Genomic DNA, 17,259 nt, shown 5'->3' on the forward strand with positions numbered 1-17,259 from the left:
ACTTAACAAAAAAAGTCCCCGGAATGGGGACTTTTGCTTATTTCTTCGCTTGATCAACGATACGACCTTCGATTTTAGGTTCAACGTCTTTCAGCTTGATCACATAGTCACGTAAGTTTTCCCAGTCAGAAAGACCAAGATCTTTTACAAGACCTGCTTTATAAATTTTTTCAAATACGGTAAAGCCGTCTCCACCTTTAGCTGTGAAAGCATTGGTCGCAACAGTGTACGTTTTGTTAGGATCAATATCCACGAATTTACCTTTAGCTTCTTCCACTTGCATAGAAACAACACGTTGTCCTACTGGTTTCGTACTATCATAGACAAGCTTCATGCCAGCCATGTGAAGGAAGCCACCGTGTTCTTTCGGTTCTTCTTTAATGCTATGCTCCATTGCTTCTTTTAGCTCAGAGCCTTTGATTTTCATCGTTGCAAGAGTATTACCGAATGGAAGCACCGTTAGAATGTCGCCATACGTAATGTCGCCTTTGTCGATTGCTGCACGAATGCCGCCGCCGTTCATAAGGGCGATTGTCGTATCTTTATCGTACTCTTTTGCTTTATCAAGCATGCCGTCAGTAATTAAGTTACCGAGTGCTGTTTCAGTACCACGAACAGTCGGTCCATCCCCATTTGAGCGTGGGCTTGGAAGTTCGTTTACAGCTGTAGCGCCTGTAGATTTTTCTTTCAGTTCTTTAATGCCAGCAGCATAAGGCTTAAGAAGCTCAGCTGCTTCTGGATCTTCTGTTTGGTCGCTTACTTTAATAAGCTTACCTTCATTTTTTACAACAGTTCCTTCTTCATCAAAATCAACATCAAGATCGCCAACGAATTCACCATATTGGAATGCTTGGACGATGACTGTTGGATCTTTTGCTTTGTCGTTTACGTCTTTGTCTACAACAATAGGTTTATCAAGCTTTGTATGACTGTGACCACCGACAATAATGTCAATTCCAGGAACGCGCTTCGCAAGCTCTTGGTCATTATCATAATCAGGGCTATCATCGAAGCCGATATGATTTAATGAAATGATTTTGTTAACGCCTTGTTTTTCAAACGCTTTGACTGCTTTTTTTGCAGAGGCTATATAGTCGTTGTATTTCACATTAACAGGGCTTGAAATGTCTTTTGTTTCGGCTGTCGTTATACCGAAGATTCCAACTTTCTCGCCATTTACTTCTTTTATAATGCCGTTATAAATCGTGCCTTTTTTCGGAGCATCGGTGAAAATGTTTTGTTGCATGCCTTTAATTAGGTTTTCTTTTGAGAAATCCACATTGGCACTAACAAATGGGAAGTCCGCTTTGCTAATAAATTCAGAAAGCGCTTTGTGACCATCTGGGCTTTCGCCTAGATCAAATTCATGGTTACCAAACGTCATTGCATCGTACTTAGCAAGGTTCATGAAAGCAAGTTCAGCTTGTCCTAGATACTTATTAAAGTAAAGAGAGCCTGAGAACACATCCCCTGCATCTAATAAAAGCGCATTAGGTTTTGCTGTACGTGCATTTTTAATGGCTGTAATGCGTTTTGCTACTGTATCTGTATGAGCATGTGTATCGTTTGTGTGTAGGATGGATAGGCGATAGTTCTTCGGTGCCTCTCCCTTTAGATCGTAATTGTATACTTCAAAGCCTTTTTCGTCTGTTTTACCTGTATCGGTAATCTTGCTATCGCTACCTAAGTAGTCTTTAGCAGCAGGAGAAGACGTAAAGGTTACTTGCGCATCACCAACGATTGGCGCAATGGACCAGTTGTTATCAGCTGTTGGTGTAATTTCTTTTTTCTCTGTGATGTAGTCCATGAGGATTTGACGATTCTCCTCTTGAGAGTCTACAACGTATTTTGCGTTTTTAGTGCCTGGGAAGTTTCCACCACCAGATGCGCGGTAGTTATTCGTAACGACGATAAATTCTTGATCAGGATCAATTGGTTTTCCGTCGTATTTTAAGCTTTTAATACGGTTTGAATCTGTTACTTTTAAGCCTTTTTCGTTATAACGAGCGGGCTTTGTTACATCGATTTTGTACGTTACGCCATCAATCACATCAAAGTTATAGACAGGGAACGTATCATTAAGAAGCTTTTGTGCTTCTTTTTTGTTAGGATCAATTGTGTTAAATTTACCGGCAGCCATTTCTAGCCATTCTTTTACGTCAGAGCCTTTTACCTTAATGGCTTTTAGCGTGTTATCGTATAGGTACAAATCACCTGCACTACGAATGGTTAGATTGCCTTTTTTAATATCTGTATATTCTTCAGGACCGTTACGTCCAGCTTTAAATGGTGCACCCGCTGAAAGAATTGGCAAGTCTTTATATTGTGGCTTGTTCTTTTTCACATATTTCTCAACATACCATTTTTGGGCATTGGTTACGACTTGTACGGATGGATCATCTTTTACAAGGGCAAAATAGCTGTAAATGTTATCCGTTGTTTTACCAATCGGCGTATTCACATATTTATCCGTTGCATTCACATCTTTGCGAACGGCATCGACCACTTTAGAATCTTCAGGCGCTTTATAGCCTGTTGCTTTATTGAAAATCGCTTTTGTAGACGCAGAACCGTTGCTTACTGCCCACTTGTTTTTAACCTTTTTCAAAGAAAGGTCGATCATGCTAAGGTTGCTACCGCCAAAGCCAGATTGAATGGCTGGTACGCCATTGATCGTTCCTTTTGCGTTATCTACACCAGGAAGCGCTTTGCCTTCTTTGTCTTTAAAGATGCTATCGAGTGATTGCTCGTCTGCAGCAGGGAAGACTTTATGCGTATGAGAGAATGTCACCGCATCAATGCCTTTTACTTCAGTAAGGGCATAAATTGTATCTTCGCTGTTCTTTTTATCAACGTTAAAGCCAGAGTGTGCCATAGCTACAACGAGATCGGCACCTTCTTTTTTCATTTTTGGCACGAATTTTTTTGCTGTTTCCACAATGCCACGAGCTGTTACTTTTTTCTCAAGATTTGCTTTGTCCCAGTCCATGATTTGTGGCGCAACAAAGCCGATGTAACCAATCTTAAGTGTTGTTTTCTTACCTGTTTCATCAGTGACCGTTTTCTTAATAATTCTGTACGGTGTAAATTCGTTTTTGTCATTGCTTGGGTTCGTGTCGCGATCTTTTTTGTAAACGTTCGCATTAATGTACGGGAAGTTCGCACCTTTAATCGCGTTGTTTAGAAAATCCAAACCATAGTTAAATTCATGATTTCCAAAAGTGGCAACATCATAGCCTAAGAGATTCATGGCTTTATAAACAGGGTGAACTTCACCTTTTTTAAGCGGTTTAATTTTCGCTTTATACGTCGCAAGCGGCGTTCCTTGAATTAGATCACCGTTATCGACAAGCACACTGTTTTTTACTTGTTTACGTGCTTTTTTAATAAGCGATGCTGTTTTCGATAAACCGACTGTATCTGTTGGTGCTGCTTTGTAGTAATCATACGCTACTAAATTCGTATGAATATCGGTTGTTTCCATAATACGAAGCTGTGTTGGTGCATTGGATACTGGAGAAATTAAATCAGTGCCTGGATGATCTTTGTGACCGTTATAATTTTTTACTAACGATACTTTTACCCAGTAATTCGGATTGCTTTTGCTAAAATGCGCGGAGAATTTTGCTTTTTTTGTAATGTTTGACTCGACTGCTGTTTGGGCAATGACGTTGTTACCGTCCATTAGTTGGAAGACAACAGCCTCCTTACCAGGGTTACCAGCAAGCGGATTAACGGTTACCGTTGCATGCGTTTTCTTGCCATACTCTACATACGGAGCTGACATATCAAATGCAGGTTTTTTACTCGGTTTTTTTGCTGCTGCAAGCGTTGGATTCCAAGCTTGTGTTGCAACTAAACCAACCGCCATTGTAGAAGCAAGCACGCGCTTCATGGAGCGTTGAAATGACATAGATTCACAGCCTTTCATTTTTTTTAAACTGCTAGATAAAATATACACGAAATTTCGGGAAATTTGTAGATTTTTTTATATGTGTAAAAATTGACAAACAAAGAGCAAACACTTCTACGTGGAAGCGTTTGCCCTTCTTAGTTAATAACCTTTTGAATAGTCGACCACATTAATGTTCGGACTAGCGTCATTCAAGTAGTTTTGTAGATTAGGTAGAAAAATGTCGTGGACGACGCGTTCATTGTAATGTTCGGTGCTGCCAGCAGTATGTGGCGTAAGAATTACATTCGGCATATTCCAAAAAGGGTGCTCTTGTGGAAGTGGTTCGACAGCAAAAACGTCTAAGCCAGCGCCAAGAATCGTACCGTTTTGCAATGCATGGACGAGGGCACCTTCGTCAATGAGATCGCCACGACCGACATTGATCAAAAAGGCTGACTGCTTCATGAGCGCAAATTCTTTTTCGCCAAAAAGCTGTTGTGTAGCTTCTGTAGAAGGAAGCGCTGCGACAACGTAGTCACACTGCGGCAAGAGCTGATGAAGCTCGTCTGTCGTATACATGTGATCAAAATGGTCCGCACGTTGCCCAGAATGACGGTAACCAAGAACAGTCATGCCAAACGCTTTGGCGATTTTAGCCGTTTCCGATCCAATGGCACCTACTCCAAGCATACCAAGTGTTTTTCCGTGTAACTCTAGCTTTAGATTTCCATGATGCCAGCGTTTTTCCCGTTGTTGAGAAACATAGGTATGGAGATTACGAGTTAAACCGAGCATAAGCGCGAAAATCGTTTCCGAAATCGGATACGCATGGACACCAACAGCATTCGTTAGAATGGTATGGCGCTGCTGCAATGTTGCTAGTGGAAGGGAGTTAACGCCCGCGCTCCATGCTTGAATCCAACGAAGGGTGCTGCCTTCAAGAGCAGCGGATAGCTTCGGATGCCAGCCCGCAATAATTTCGGCGTGAGGCGCTTCTTGCTGCCAAACGTCACGATCGGTGCTTGCAATGATACGCCAATCAGAAAGCAATTGTTGAATGGGCTCTAGTAGTTGCTTTGATAGTTTTTCCGTAATAAGTAATGTTCGCGTCATATTTTTCCTCCTTATCTATAGTTCATAGTGTAACAGATGACAGGACCTGTCGAAAAATAGAGAGAAGCCATTTTTTTACTGGAAAGGTGTGCTATGATGAGGAAAAAAAGAAATGTAAGGGGGAAAAGTCTAAAATGAAAGCGTTATCAAACTTTTTTACGGCGCTCGTGCAACGGTTTTTACCCGATCCGTTCGTCTTTGCGTTGTTATTAACGATTGTTTTGTTTCTGTCAGGTGTAGCATTTATGGATCATACACCGATTGAAATGGTGAACTTTTGGGGCAAAGGATTTTGGAATTTGCTAGCCTTTGCGATGCAAATGAGTCTCGTACTTGTGACGGGACATGCACTTGCAAGTTCACCGCTCATTAAGCGCTGGATGGTGAAAATTGCATCCCTTGCTCAATCGCCAGCGCAAGCAGTCGTGCTTGTCACGTTAGGTTCTGGTATTGCCTGTATGATTAACTGGGGATTCGGACTGATTGTCGGGGCATTGCTTGCAAAAGAAGTCGCGAAGCGCGTACCGGGCACAGACTATCGCTTTTTAATTGCATGTGCGTACATAGGTTTTCTTACGTGGCATGGTGGACTTTCGGGTTCGGTGCCACTTGTTGCAGCGACACCGGGAAATCCACTCGAAAAAACAGCGGGTCTCCTGCCGCTTTCTTCGACTATTTTCACAGGCTATAACTTATTTATAACGCTTGCTTTGTTAGTGGTGTTGCCCATTATGACGCGTTTAATGATGCCTACAGGCAAAGAGGTCATTGGCATTGATCCGAAGTTACTAGCGCAAGAAGAACTAGCATCAGCGGCGGTACCAACACCAATGGTCGAAGGAAAACGAACGTTTGCGACCGCAATGGAACATAGTCGATTGCTTAGCGTGATCATTGCTGCACTCGGCTACGCGTATATTATTTATAGCATTTTGCAAAATGGCTTTAAAGTGGATATTAATACAGTCAATTTATTGTTTTTTACGACCGGTTTATTGTTACACGGAACGCCTATGTCCTATATGAATGCGGTGAGCTCGGCGGCTAAAGGAACCGCAGGTATTCTTATTCAATTTCCTTTTTATGCGGGCATTCAAGGGATGATGGAGCTTTCGGGTCTTGGTGGTGCGATAACTAATGCCTTTATTTCCATTTCCAACGAGGCGACATTTCCGTTTTTAACGTTCCTTAGTTCGGGTGTGGTGAATTTCTTTGTGCCATCCGGCGGTGGTCACTGGGTCGTTCAAGGTCCATTCATTATGCCAGCGGCTTCTCAACTTGGTGTAGATCCAGGCGTTGCGGCCATGGCTATTGCGTACGGCGAAGCATGGATGAACATGGCGCAACCGTTTTGGGCGTTGCCCGCACTTGCGATTGCAGGTCTAGGTGCACGTGATATTATGGGTTATTGTGTGACGACCTTGCTCGTTTCGGGTGTTATTTTTGCGGTTGGTCTGTCGTTTTTTACATAAAAAAGAGCAAGATATGTGAAGAAAAGAAGAGCGGCACTCCTTTAATATAGAGACAAAAGGAGAGGTGAAATGAATCCGTACAAGGCTAAAATTAAAGAAACGATTCAGTATATTGACAGCCATTTAGAGCAACCTTTCTCGCTCGAATTACTAGCGCAACGTGTGCATTTTTCACCCTTTCATTTTCATCGTGTATTTTTAGCGATGACAGGTGTGACGGTGATGGAGTATGTGCGTAAACGGAGGCTAGAGAAAGCGGCTTGGTTATTGCACCATTCCGAGGAGAAGGTAATTGATGTAGCCTTATGTTGTGGCTTTTCTTCACAGCAGGTGTTTCAACGGGCTTTTAAACAACGATTTGGCTTAACTCCACGTCATTTTCGAAACAGGAAGTCATTGGCTGATTCCTTGAACCTTTCTTCTTTTTCATTAAAAGGGGGACTCTACGTGCAACCGAAAATTTTTGTAAAAGAAGCATTTACCGTCATTGGCTATGCCTACACGGTTACCACAAAAAATGAGCAAAATAAGCATGATATACCGCTTCATTGGCAACGGTATTTACAAAGTGATCAGCTACAAGGGGCGATGCCGCCATCGAGGGAAGCGCATGTAGAGCTTGGCATTTGTACCGATTTTCAACATGAGCAAGAAACATTTTCTTATCTCATATGTCGTGAGGTCGATGAGTCTACTGCCGTGCCCGATGGCTTAGTGAAACGAACGTTTCCAGAACAGACGTTTGCGCAATTTTCAACGCCACAAGTAAGTGAAGCAGCGTTTGCTAAAGCCATTCAAGAAACGTGGCAGGCGATCTTTACGCAATGGTTTCCAACCTCAGGCTATGTTCATGGTGGCGAGATGGAGATTGAATGGTATGACGAGCGAAGTGACGGAGAAAAAAAGCAGATGGATTTACTAATTCCTATTCGTAAAAAAGCGTAAAGAAAAAATGGCTTCATCCCCCGTGTTGGAGATGTAGCCATTTTTTTATGCTGTGAAGTTGTGAAACACAAGAGCATGTCAAAGGAATGAATAGATGTAGACAAAGCGTGGAAGCCATTTATTGAAACTGCAAAAAGAGTGAATCGCGCGCAGACCAGGGTGATTCGCGCGCAGGAGCCCCCGATTCGCGCGCAGGCCAAGCTCAATCGCGCGCAGGGGCCTTCGATTCGCGCGCAGACCAGACAAATCAAGCAAAAAAGCATGTGCAAGAGGGGGAAGAAGCGGGCAAATCAGGATCTGAGCCCTCAAACGCAGCTGAAATCGATTGAAATTAGGATGAAAATCATTTAATTTCGGCAAAAAGGTTGATTCGCGCGCAGACCAAGCTCAATCGCGCGCAGGAGCCCCAGATTCGCGCGCAGGAGCCTTCGGTTCGCGCGCAGGCCATGTTCAATCGCGCGCAGGGGCCTTCGATTCGCGCGCAGACCAGACAAATCAAGCAAAAAAGCATGTGCAAGAGGGGGAAGAAGCGGGCAAATCAGAATCTGAGCCCTCAAACGCAGCGGAAATCGATTGAAAATAGAATGAAAATCATTTAATTTCGGCAAAAAGAATGATTCGCGCGCAGACCAAGTTCAATCGCGCGCAGGAGCCTCCGATTCGCGCGCAGACCAAGCTCAATCGCGCGCAGGAGCCTCCGATTCGCGCGCAGAGCAGGTTCAATCGCGCGCAGGGGCCTTCGATTCGCGCGCAGACCAGGTTCAATCGCACTCAAACCAAGATTCAAGTCCTCGAATGCGCCATAAAACAAAGGAAATTCCTAAGTTTTTACTCGTTACGATTGAAATGCAGTTAGCAAGTATGTGAGCCATTGCTGTGTGTGCTGTAAAGAGAAGCTTCGACTGCCATACGTTTCAATGAGTTGCTGGGCGTGAGATAGCTTGTGATTTTGGAGGAGCTGTTGCAATTCAGAAATGAGTTGCTCTTGCATTGCCAGCGTTTCTCCTTCTTTAAAGGAGGCAATGGCTTCTGGGAGTTCTTCTGTTTCGAGACTTTGAAAGCAGTATGCTTCAAGAAAATACGGAAAGACGGTTTCCAAGGCAATCACCTCTTATCGTTGGATCGGATAGGATGTTACAATTTTATAATGAAGCTTGCTTTTTGCGTCACGTTGTAAAACAGTTAACGTGCGCTCTACGTTTTCATAGATTTGTAAGTTTTTACGGACGACTGTTTTGCCAACTGCAAATGAGTGGGTGGCCTTAATAACAAGGCGATTAGGGCCGCTTTGTTCTAGCCATTGCTTAATTTTACGATCATTTTGTTTTAAGCTATCCACAACAGCTTTGTTGGCAACGTCTTTCGTATAATACGTACTTGCCGCTGAGACATGTTCACTTTTTATGCGATTTTTTAATTCGTCATCTGATTTGCCCACATGTTTTTGTATAGTATGACCGTTTTTCGGTGGCCCTTCCATGTCATCGAGAATATGTGTGCTAATGCCTGATGATGACGACTTAGATGGTGCGGATGAATTACATCCGGTGAGAAGTGCAATTGTTAAAAGTAAGGCACTAAATAGGACTGTGATTTTTTTCATTATGTTCACCTCTGTAACAGTATACAAGATGATTGCCCGCTCTAGATAATCTTAGAAAATTGCAAATTGTTAGCCTTCTGCTTGATAAGAATCATAGTGTGAATGGTTGGTTAACCAGCGGTTCGTCGTTTCTATTAATTCATGAAAGTGAGCAATGGAAGAAAACGTATGATTGGCGCCAGCAATCAACTTGCAATGAGCAGAACCGGTGGAACGCGCTTGCGCTGCTTCATAATAATCCTGACAATAGGCGAACGGAATATCGTCATCAGCCGTTCCGTGTATACATAAAATATTGCCACCTAGCTCCTGAACATTTTTAAGCGGATGATAGTGCTGTAGCGATTGTAAAAAAGAAGTGGATAAAGAGTAGCCAAGATGATCGACAGACCCCGTACAGAGGACGCGCTTATATTCTTCTTCGCCGATGATGGCTACAATGTCATGAAACGGCTGGCCAACAGCTGCCCACAGAATAACATCTTTTACGCGCTGATCTTCGTGTGCGGTTTGCACAGCTACGGCACCGCCTAAGCTATGACCTAACAATGTAACGTGGCTAGGATCGACGCCAGGTAACGTTTGTGCAAAAGAAATGGCCGCTTTTGTTTGTGAAATGAAATCTGCAAAACAGAGATCGCCATAAATCCCCTCGCTTTCACCACAACCGGCATAATCAAAGCGTAGAACAGTATAGTTACGAGCGGCAAGTGCTTGGGCACTCTTCACAAAAAGACGATCGATGCCAATGCGATTGCTCGTAAAGCCGTGACAAATAATTAAGAGCGGGGACGGTTCAATGTTGGCAGTTGGATAATGAATCGTTGCTGTTAAGTGATAGTTCCTCCATAGAAAGTGACGGTGTTGTTCCATAATGTTCTCTCCTTTATTAATTCCATTGGTTTAGTTGGTTTTAGGTATAAAAAAAATCTTACGTTCCCTTGAACGTAAGATTCATCATCGTTTGATTGAAAACGAAATCTTATCTTTCAAGCGCAGCGCTTGTTGAAATTGGCACAGTGCTCAATAAAGAGTCTGTTGCCGAGGTTTCATTGGGTCAAGTCCCTCCGCCTCTCTGGATAAGAACCTATTAAGTTGATACATACTTTAAATGACGTTGGTATGATTGTCAATGATAAGAATATGAGTTCATTAGTAAAACCATTTCTATAGTAGATGCTGCGTCGCATGATGAGGTGCAGTCATCGTAATCTTATTTGTCTTTTTTTACGGAAAGAATAAAACGTACCAGCAACGTTTCAAGTTGTTCATCTTTGATGTTTTTCTGATCAAAATGTTGATGGATCCGTTTTTTTAACACTTCAGTGCTCATTGTCCGGTCTCCTTTCATACATGTTTCCTACCTTTTCGTTAAAATTGATGAAAAATCCTGCATTATGTCGAAATAAAGGGTAATTTGTTCGATACACGTCACGGTAACTCCCCTTTTTTTATGTAAAAAGAACTATAAATGTGTATATTTCCGAATTTTCAAAGAATTAAACCTGCTTTCACACACTCTCTTTCATCGTTTGTCATTTTACTATAGAAAAGCGGTGAAGGACAAGAGGGGAATGTCCTTGCTATTCGTAAAAGGTACTACAGTGGTAAACTGTATGTAAGATCCGTAAGAAAGTAGGCTACGATGAACAATTAAAAAGAAACAAGCTTGAGAGGAGACATTCATTTATGAACATACTTGCCGCAGAAGATGATCTGCAGCTAGGAAGACTTATCGTTCATATGTTAAAGAAAAATCAATATCATGTAGAGTGGGTACATAATGGCGAAGATGCCTTGGAGGCTGCACGAGCGTCAGAATTCGATGTGCTCATTTTAGATTGGATGATGCCGGGAAAGACAGGTATTGAAGTTTGCCGCACGCTTCGTGCCGAGGGGTATACGAAAGCGATTCTAATCTTGACAGCGCGTGATTCTGTAGAAGATCGCATTCAAGGATTAGATGCCGGAGCGGATGATTATCTTGTGAAGCCTTTTGAGATTGAGGAATTACTTGCGCGCTTACGTGCACTTTCACGCCGCAATTTTGCGCCAATTGTGGAGGAGAAAGCAGAAGTAGCAGAGCTTATTCTTCATCGCACAAGCAATAAAGTAGCGAATGCAAAGCGAGAAATTCAGCTAACGCCAAGAGAATTTCAACTTTTTGATTTGCTTGTACGCAACAAAGGCCAAGTGTTGCCACGTGAAACGATTCTGGATCGTATTTGGGGATACGATGCGGAGGTTTCTACAAAAACCGTCGATGCTACAGTAAAGTTACTTCGAAAAAAACTATGTAAGTTAACGAAAGCCCAAATGATTGAAAGTGTTCGTGGGGTAGGTTATCGCCTTGAAGATTAATGTGTTTTCCCGCTTTAACTATTTTAAAAAGATGAATTTAATTGATCGCACGCAATGGCGTTTAACGATGATTTATACAGGACTTTTATTATTATTTCTACTATTGTTTATGGCCATTGTGTATACATCGCTCTATGGATTAATTGTTGCCAATCAAGAGCACTCCTTAACGAAGCTCGCAAGTCAGGAAGCAAAAAGTGCGCAAGGGAAAATAAGCAAAGGAAGAACACCGTCTATCCAAAATTTCTTTATGCTTTCGCAAGAGCAGTTTTTTTATTACGTAGTGGATGAAAAGGGCGAGTATCAAGCGGGGGATGAAGTATACCATCAAATGCGCCCTCAAATTTTAAAACGATTAAAAGGCTGGGAACCGAAAGAAGACGAAATTCGGTATGAAAAAATGAATGCCACATATTATGTACCTTGGGTAGAAGATTCAGATAGCAAAAAAGTGGATCTTATGATTACAGGTCAAAAGCTTTATAAAAACGGTAAATACTTAGGTACCTTTTATACGGGAAAAAGTATTACGCATCGAACAGAGCTTTTTAGTTGGCTTTTAAAAATCTTTTTGGTTGTGCTGGCTGTTTTTTCAGTTGTAGCTGTGTATATTAGTTACTTTATGTCCAAGCGCGCGATTAAACCAATTATTCGCTCGTATATGAAGCAGCGTGAATTTACAGCTGATGCTTCTCATGAGTTGCGAACGCCCTTGAGTGTCGTGTTGTCTTCCATTAATGCGCTCGAAATGGAAAAGCCATTAAAAGAGGACGAATTTTCTGCCTCGGTTTTGTCAAACATGAAATATGAAGTGAAGCGAATGATTCAGCTCGTCGGTGATTTATTAACATTGGCACGCTCCGATGCGGATCAAGATGCAATGACGAAAGAAGTATTTGATTTGAAAAAAGAAGCAGAGATCGTTATTCATTCGTTAGAAACGTTAGCGGCCGAAAAAGCCATAACCATTAAGTTAACGCCAGAAGAAGGATTATACGTCTATGGAAATAAGCAACGACTTGATCAACTTCTTTATATTTTGTTAGAAAACGCAATGAAGTATTCTCCAGAATGTAAATGTGTGGAAGTTCACCTTGCTGTTGAACGGCAGGAATTTGGCAAAATATTAGTGATTTCTGTAAAGGATGAAGGAATTGGTATTCATCCAGAAGATCGTGAACGAATTTTTGAACGCTTTTACCGCGTAGATAAATCGCGTTCAAAGCAATTAGGTGGTCACGGATTAGGACTGTCGATTGCTAAATGGATTGTTGCCTCGCATAACGGTACGATTACAGCAGATGGACAAGTAGGGAAGGGAACGACCTTTACAATTAAAATTCCACAATAATAAACGAAAACCGAGGATAACAGGGGTTAATGTGGGCAAAAAAAGATAAACTTTAAATGAAATGTTCTCTTTTCATCATATTTTCACTTTTGCTATTTACAATGAAATAGACTAAAATTTACAGGTGCTTATTTTGCGTGATATGATTTATTAGTTATTTAGTTATTATTTAGTTATTGATGTGCTTAGAAGAGGTGAATGAATATGAAGGGTTTATTGAAAGCCGGCCATAACGCGCTACAGAAATCATTTGGTTTCTTTATATTAGCCGTTATTCTTTTTTGGCTGAAAACGTATTTTGGCTATCAATTTGAATTTAAACTTGGTATTGATAATGGGATGCAAAAGTTCTTGCTGCTCATTAACCCAATTAGCTCTGCCTTATTTATTTTTGGCTTAGCGTTATTTGCAAAAGGAAGAAGAGCGTATATTTGGACGATTATCTTTAACTTTATTCTTTCTTTTATCCTATTTGCAAATATTGTGTACTATCGTTTTTACAACGACTTTATTACGATTCCAACGTTAACACAAACAAATAACTTCGGCAGTCTAGGTGGAAGTGTATGGGAACTTCTTAAGTTCTACGATCCAATTTACTTCCTAGATACGATTATTTTGATTGTGTTAGTAGCAACGAAGGTCGTTAAACCAGCGCCTGTTCGCATGGGCTTAAAGAAAGTACAAATCGTTTTAGCATCTGCTATTGCTCTCTTAATTGTAAACATTGGTTTAGCAGAAACAGATCGCCCGCAATTGTTAACACGTACATTTGATCGTAACTATTTAGTTAAATATTTAGGAACGTACAACTTTATCGTGTATGACGCTGTGCAAAATCTGCGTATTTCTGCGCAAAAAGCATCTGCAAGCTCTAACGACTTAGGCGATATTTTAAACTTTAAAAACGCCAACTATGCAAAACCAGATCCAGTGTATTTTGGTAAAGCAAAAGGGAAGAATGTTATTTATATTCACTTAGAATCTTTCCAAAATTTCTTGATCAACTATAAGCTACATGGAAAAGAAGTTACGCCGTTCTTAAATTCCTTTACGAAAAATAAGAACACAATGTATTTTGATAACTTTTTCCACCAAACAGGACAAGGGAAGACGTCTGATGCTGAGTTCATGTTAGAAAACTCTATTTACGGATTGCCGCAAGGATCAGCATTTACGACAAACTCTACGAATACGTTCCAAGCAGCACCTGCAATTCTTGGTCAAAAAGGCTATTCATCTGCAGTGTTCCATGGAAATAAGAAAACGTTCTGGAACCGTAATGAAGTGTATAAATCATTCGGTTATGACAAGTTCTATGATGCTGGTTTCTTTGATATGAACGATCAAGACGTATTGAATTACGGCTTGAAAGATAAACCATTCTTTAACGAAGCATTACCGCTTATGAAAGATTTAAAAGAACCATTTTATGCGAAATTTATTTCGTTATCGAATCACTTCCCGTATACAACACCGGAAGATCAATCGTCTATTGAGCCTGCTGACACAGGAGATGGTTCCGTTGACCGCTATTTCCAAACTGCTCGCTATTTAGATGAATCGGTTCGAAAGTTTGTCGATTACTTGAAAAAGACAGGCTTATATGATCGCTCGGTAATCGTCATGTACGGCGATCACTATGGGATCTCTGAAAACCATAACGAGGCGATGGCAAAAGTACTTAATAAAGAGGAAATTACGCCATACGACTCAGCTCAATTGCAAAAAGTTCCGTTTATGATTCACGCACCAGGTGTTAAAGGTGGCACGATGCACCAATATGGTGGTCAAATCGACGTAATGCCGACACTGATGCATTTACTCGGTATTGATACGAAGAAATACGTTCAATTTGGTACAGACTTGTTAAGTAAACAACATCAACAAATCGTTCCATTCCGTAACGGAAGCTTTGTAAGTCCATTTGTAACAAGCGTAAATGGTAAATATTATGATTCGCAAACAGGTGAATTGCTAGATGAAGCAGCTGTAGAAAAAGACAAACGCATTAAGAAAGCTCAGAACTTTACTGAGAAAACGTTAGCGATGTCTGATAAGCTAGTATACAAAGATTTATTGCGCTACTACACACCGAAAGGGTTTAAGCCAGTAGATCGCAATGATTACAACTACAACATGACAAAAGCAGAATCTGAAAAAATTCAAGAACGCGCGCAAGAAATTGCGAAAAAGCTGCAAGAATCTGAAGCGAAGCTCATGGAGCAACGCAAGAAAGCTAAAGAAAAGCTGAAACAAAAAGAAGGAAGCACAACTGAAGAGCTTTCGAAATAAAAGACAAGGAGCTTCATGATCACTTAGTGATGATGGAGCTCCTTTTTTGTATGCTTTAACGAGAACCGTATGAAAGAGCGTTAGAGGAAACAATTGTAGACAATGAGGCGAGAAAAAACTCTACTGGCTTATAAAAAGGTAAACTGTTCAAATTATTACAGTAAATGTTTGTTACTGAGTTCGTAATGATTGTAATGTTTGCCTTGAAAAACGTTATAAAAATGTTATTTTTGTTGTACAAAATAGGGCTCTAGAGCCATTTTTATATAATGTCTACCAAATCTTTATTTCTAATGTATAATGAATAGCATTGAAGATTATGCAAGTAGATTAGAAGATTTATAGAAGGTCGTAAGGAGATGGTACTTAAGGAAAAAACGATCTTGTAAACGCATATCATCACATCTTGAAAAAGAGAGAGATAAAGGGGGCTTACTGCATTGAAGAAATTGACTTCATTGGCTCTCGTTTTGACATTTATTGTTTCACTTTTTACTCCGCACGCTTATGCGGCAAAAGAAACAGCTTATACGAAAGCAAAAGTAACAGCCAGTAGTTTAAATGTCAGATCAAAGCCAGATTTGAAAAGTAAAGTAATCGGTAAAGCGAAGAAAAATGAAACCGTTCTGATTGCTTCAGAAATGGGTAAATGGTCAAAAATCATTGTGAAAAAAGGGACAGGTTGGGTATATTCGCAGTATTTAAAGAAAGAAACGACCCCAACACACAAAGTAGGATACATAACTGCTAAAGCAGTAAATGTTCGCAAGAAAGCAACAACATCTAGTGCTGTTAGTATGACACTCAATACAGGTGACAAGGTAACGATTTTACAAACAACAAGTTCTTGGACGAAGATTCAAAAAGGATCAAAAGTAGGCTGGGTTTCTAATCGCTATGTATCCAACAAAGCGCCAACGAAGAAACCTGCAAAAAAAGAATATGCGTATGTAAAAGTATCAGACTATCTTACGTTACGCGCAAAACCTTCGACTCGCTCTAAATCACTGGCGAAATTAAAATCAGGTGTTAAGTTAACCGTCCTTTCCACATCAGGAAAATGGAAATACGTTGAAGTAAACGGAAAAAAAGGCTGGGTTGCTGCCTCGTATCTGAGTGCGAAAAAGCCTGGTAAGAAAACAACACCAAAGCCGAAACCGAAACCAGAAACCATTATCGTATATGTTGGTTCAGGCACACTCAACCTTCGTGATACCGCTTCTACAGCTGGACACGTCGTTTCGAAGCTAAAGGTGGGTGACCCATTAACGGTTTCAAAAGAAAAAGACGGCTGGCTATACGTAACAACAAAGAGTGGAGAATGTGGCTGGGTGAGTAAACGCTACGTCCTTAACACACCACCGAAAACAGATGAAGTAAAGTCGTTAGCTACAAAAACAGGTTATGTAACCGTTAATGACCTCAATGTTCGTTCAAATGCAGGAACAAGCTATAAAGTCGTTACTCAAGTGAATCAAGCGGATAAAGTAACGGTATATTCAAGCAAAAATGGCTGGTTGCATATTAAAACGCCCAAAGGCATTAAAGGCTGGGTAAATAAACATTACATTTCCTATTTGAAAATTCCAAAAGACGATGGCGGTCAGCATCTACCTTCGAATTTTTCACACTTAAAAGGAAAAACGATTATGATTGATCCAGGTCATGGTGGACATGACTCAGGAGCCGTTGGTTATAAATCGGTTGTTTATGAAAAAGACCTAGCACTTTCCACGTCGATTATTTTAGCGCGTAAGTTAAGAGCGGCGGGTGCTAAAGTATTAATGACACGTTCTTCAGATGTATTCATTGAACTAGCTGAGCGTCCACAAATGAGCAATCGTGCCCATGTTGATGCATTCGTTGCTGTTCATTATAATTCAGGTCCAAGTGCAGGACATGGCTTGGAAACGTATTATCAACAAGGCTCAAAATATCGCAATATGGCTTCGTATATTCAGTCGGGTATTGTGAAATATACCGGTTTAACAAACCGTGGAATTGGACCAAACAATTTACAAGTGCTTCGTACGAATACACGTCCATGTGTATTAGTAGAACTAGGCTTTGTATCCAATCCGAAAGAAGTAAGTATTATTAAAACAGCTACGTATCAACAAAAAGCGGCGGCGGGCATTGCTGTCGGATTAAACAAATACTTTAAGTAAGTAAAAAAGGCCGGACATGCTTGAACTGAACCCAAAAAGTTAGACATTAGGATTTT

At 40.9% G+C, this 17,259-nt stretch carries 12 protein-coding genes and 1 riboswitch; of the genes, 6 read left to right on the forward strand and 6 right to left on the reverse strand.

What is annotated here, in order from left to right:
- Positions 1 to 37: 37 nt before the first annotated feature.
- The gene (locus A374_RS06735) at positions 38 to 3,913 is read right to left on the reverse strand and encodes a bifunctional 2',3'-cyclic-nucleotide 2'-phosphodiesterase/3'-nucleotidase (RefSeq protein ID WP_238535163.1); all 3,876 of its coding nucleotides are present in this window, start codon (positions 3,911 to 3,913) and stop codon (positions 38 to 40) included.
- A gap of 141 nt (positions 3,914 to 4,054) precedes the next feature.
- Positions 4,055 to 5,008, reverse strand: a complete 954-nt coding sequence (locus tag A374_RS06740; RefSeq protein ID WP_007201451.1) for a D-2-hydroxyacid dehydrogenase — start codon at positions 5,006 to 5,008, stop codon at positions 4,055 to 4,057.
- A 134-nt stretch (positions 5,009 to 5,142) separates the two neighbouring features.
- On the opposite strand from A374_RS06740, the gene A374_RS06745 reads away from it, so the two are divergent.
- Positions 5,143 to 6,480, forward strand: a complete 1,338-nt coding sequence (locus A374_RS06745; RefSeq protein WP_007201452.1) for a TIGR00366 family protein — start codon at positions 5,143 to 5,145, stop codon at positions 6,478 to 6,480.
- Positions 6,481 to 6,549: 69 nt separating this feature from the next.
- Positions 6,550 to 7,425 carry an AraC family transcriptional regulator gene (locus A374_RS06750; protein ID WP_007201453.1) on the forward strand — a complete coding sequence of 292 codons (876 nt, stop codon included), beginning with the start codon at positions 6,550 to 6,552 and terminating at the stop codon, positions 7,423 to 7,425.
- A 595-nt stretch (positions 7,426 to 8,020) separates the two neighbouring features.
- On the opposite strand, the gene A374_RS20525 is transcribed toward A374_RS06750, so the two are convergent.
- The 4 genes from A374_RS20525 to A374_RS06775 all read right to left on the reverse strand — a co-directional run bounded on the left by A374_RS20525 (position 8,021) and on the right by A374_RS06775 (position 9,901).
- A complete protein-coding gene (locus tag A374_RS20525) occupies positions 8,021 to 8,200 on the reverse strand; it encodes a hypothetical protein (RefSeq protein ID WP_156793161.1) in 180 nt (59 codons plus the stop codon).
- A 60-nt stretch (positions 8,201 to 8,260) separates the two neighbouring features.
- On the reverse strand, positions 8,261 to 8,524 hold the full coding sequence (locus tag A374_RS06765; RefSeq protein WP_007201454.1) for a hypothetical protein: 264 nt from the start codon (positions 8,522 to 8,524) through the stop codon (positions 8,261 to 8,263).
- Between the two features lie 12 nt (positions 8,525 to 8,536).
- Positions 8,537 to 9,028: an RNase A-like domain-containing lipoprotein gene (locus tag A374_RS06770; RefSeq protein ID WP_007201455.1), complete on the reverse strand. Its 492-nt coding sequence runs from the start codon at positions 9,026 to 9,028 to the stop codon at positions 8,537 to 8,539.
- Positions 9,029 to 9,097: 69 nt separating this feature from the next.
- Positions 9,098 to 9,901, reverse strand: coding sequence for an alpha/beta hydrolase (locus A374_RS06775; protein WP_007201456.1), 804 nt, complete (start codon positions 9,899 to 9,901; stop codon positions 9,098 to 9,100).
- A gap of 106 nt (positions 9,902 to 10,007) precedes the next feature.
- A riboswitch (SAM riboswitch) is annotated at positions 10,008 to 10,114 on the reverse strand.
- Between the two features lie 603 nt (positions 10,115 to 10,717).
- Between A374_RS06775 and A374_RS06780 the strand changes: the two genes are divergently transcribed.
- The 4 genes from A374_RS06780 (at position 10,718) to A374_RS06795 (ending at position 17,203) form a co-directional block, all read left to right on the forward strand.
- Positions 10,718 to 11,389, forward strand: a complete 672-nt coding sequence (locus A374_RS06780) for a response regulator transcription factor (protein WP_007201457.1) — start codon at positions 10,718 to 10,720, stop codon at positions 11,387 to 11,389.
- Positions 11,379 to 12,740 carry a sensor histidine kinase gene (locus tag A374_RS06785; protein ID WP_007201458.1) on the forward strand — a complete coding sequence of 454 codons (1,362 nt, stop codon included), beginning with the start codon at positions 11,379 to 11,381 and terminating at the stop codon, positions 12,738 to 12,740. Before A374_RS06780 ends, A374_RS06785 begins: the two co-directional genes overlap by 11 nt.
- A 204-nt stretch (positions 12,741 to 12,944) precedes the next feature.
- Entirely contained in the window at positions 12,945 to 15,035 is a 2,091-nt protein-coding gene (ltaS, locus tag A374_RS06790; RefSeq protein WP_007201459.1) for a lipoteichoic acid synthase, read from the forward strand.
- 440 nt (positions 15,036 to 15,475) lie between these two features.
- Complete coding sequence (locus tag A374_RS06795; protein ID WP_007201460.1) at positions 15,476 to 17,203, forward strand: N-acetylmuramoyl-L-alanine amidase family protein; 1,728 nt, start codon at positions 15,476 to 15,478, stop codon at positions 17,201 to 17,203.
- The last annotated feature ends 56 nt before the right edge of the window (positions 17,204 to 17,259 follow it).

The organism is Fictibacillus macauensis ZFHKF-1 (assembly GCF_000269865.1).
GTDB classification, from domain to species: Bacteria; Bacillota; Bacilli; order Bacillales; family Fictibacillaceae; genus Fictibacillus_C; species Fictibacillus_C macauensis.

Bases quoted from the DNA above. Each gene is read 5' to 3' on its own strand.
- A374_RS06735 (WP_238535163.1), bottom strand. From the start codon at position 3,913: ATGTCATTTCAACGCTCCATGAAGCGCGTGCTTGCTTCTACAATGGCG.
- A374_RS06740 (WP_007201451.1), bottom strand. From the start codon at position 5,008: ATGACGCGAACATTACTTATTACGGAAAAACTATCAAAGCAACTACTA.
- A374_RS06745 (WP_007201452.1), top strand. From the start codon at position 5,143: ATGAAAGCGTTATCAAACTTTTTTACGGCGCTCGTGCAACGGTTTTTA.
- A374_RS06750 (WP_007201453.1), top strand. From the start codon at position 6,550: ATGAATCCGTACAAGGCTAAAATTAAAGAAACGATTCAGTATATTGAC.
- A374_RS06770 (WP_007201455.1), bottom strand. From the start codon at position 9,028: ATGAAAAAAATCACAGTCCTATTTAGTGCCTTACTTTTAACAATTGCA.
- A374_RS06775 (WP_007201456.1), bottom strand. From the start codon at position 9,901: ATGGAACAACACCGTCACTTTCTATGGAGGAACTATCACTTAACAGCA.
- A374_RS06780 (WP_007201457.1), top strand. From the start codon at position 10,718: ATGAACATACTTGCCGCAGAAGATGATCTGCAGCTAGGAAGACTTATC.
- ltaS (WP_007201459.1), top strand. From the start codon at position 12,945: ATGAAGGGTTTATTGAAAGCCGGCCATAACGCGCTACAGAAATCATTT.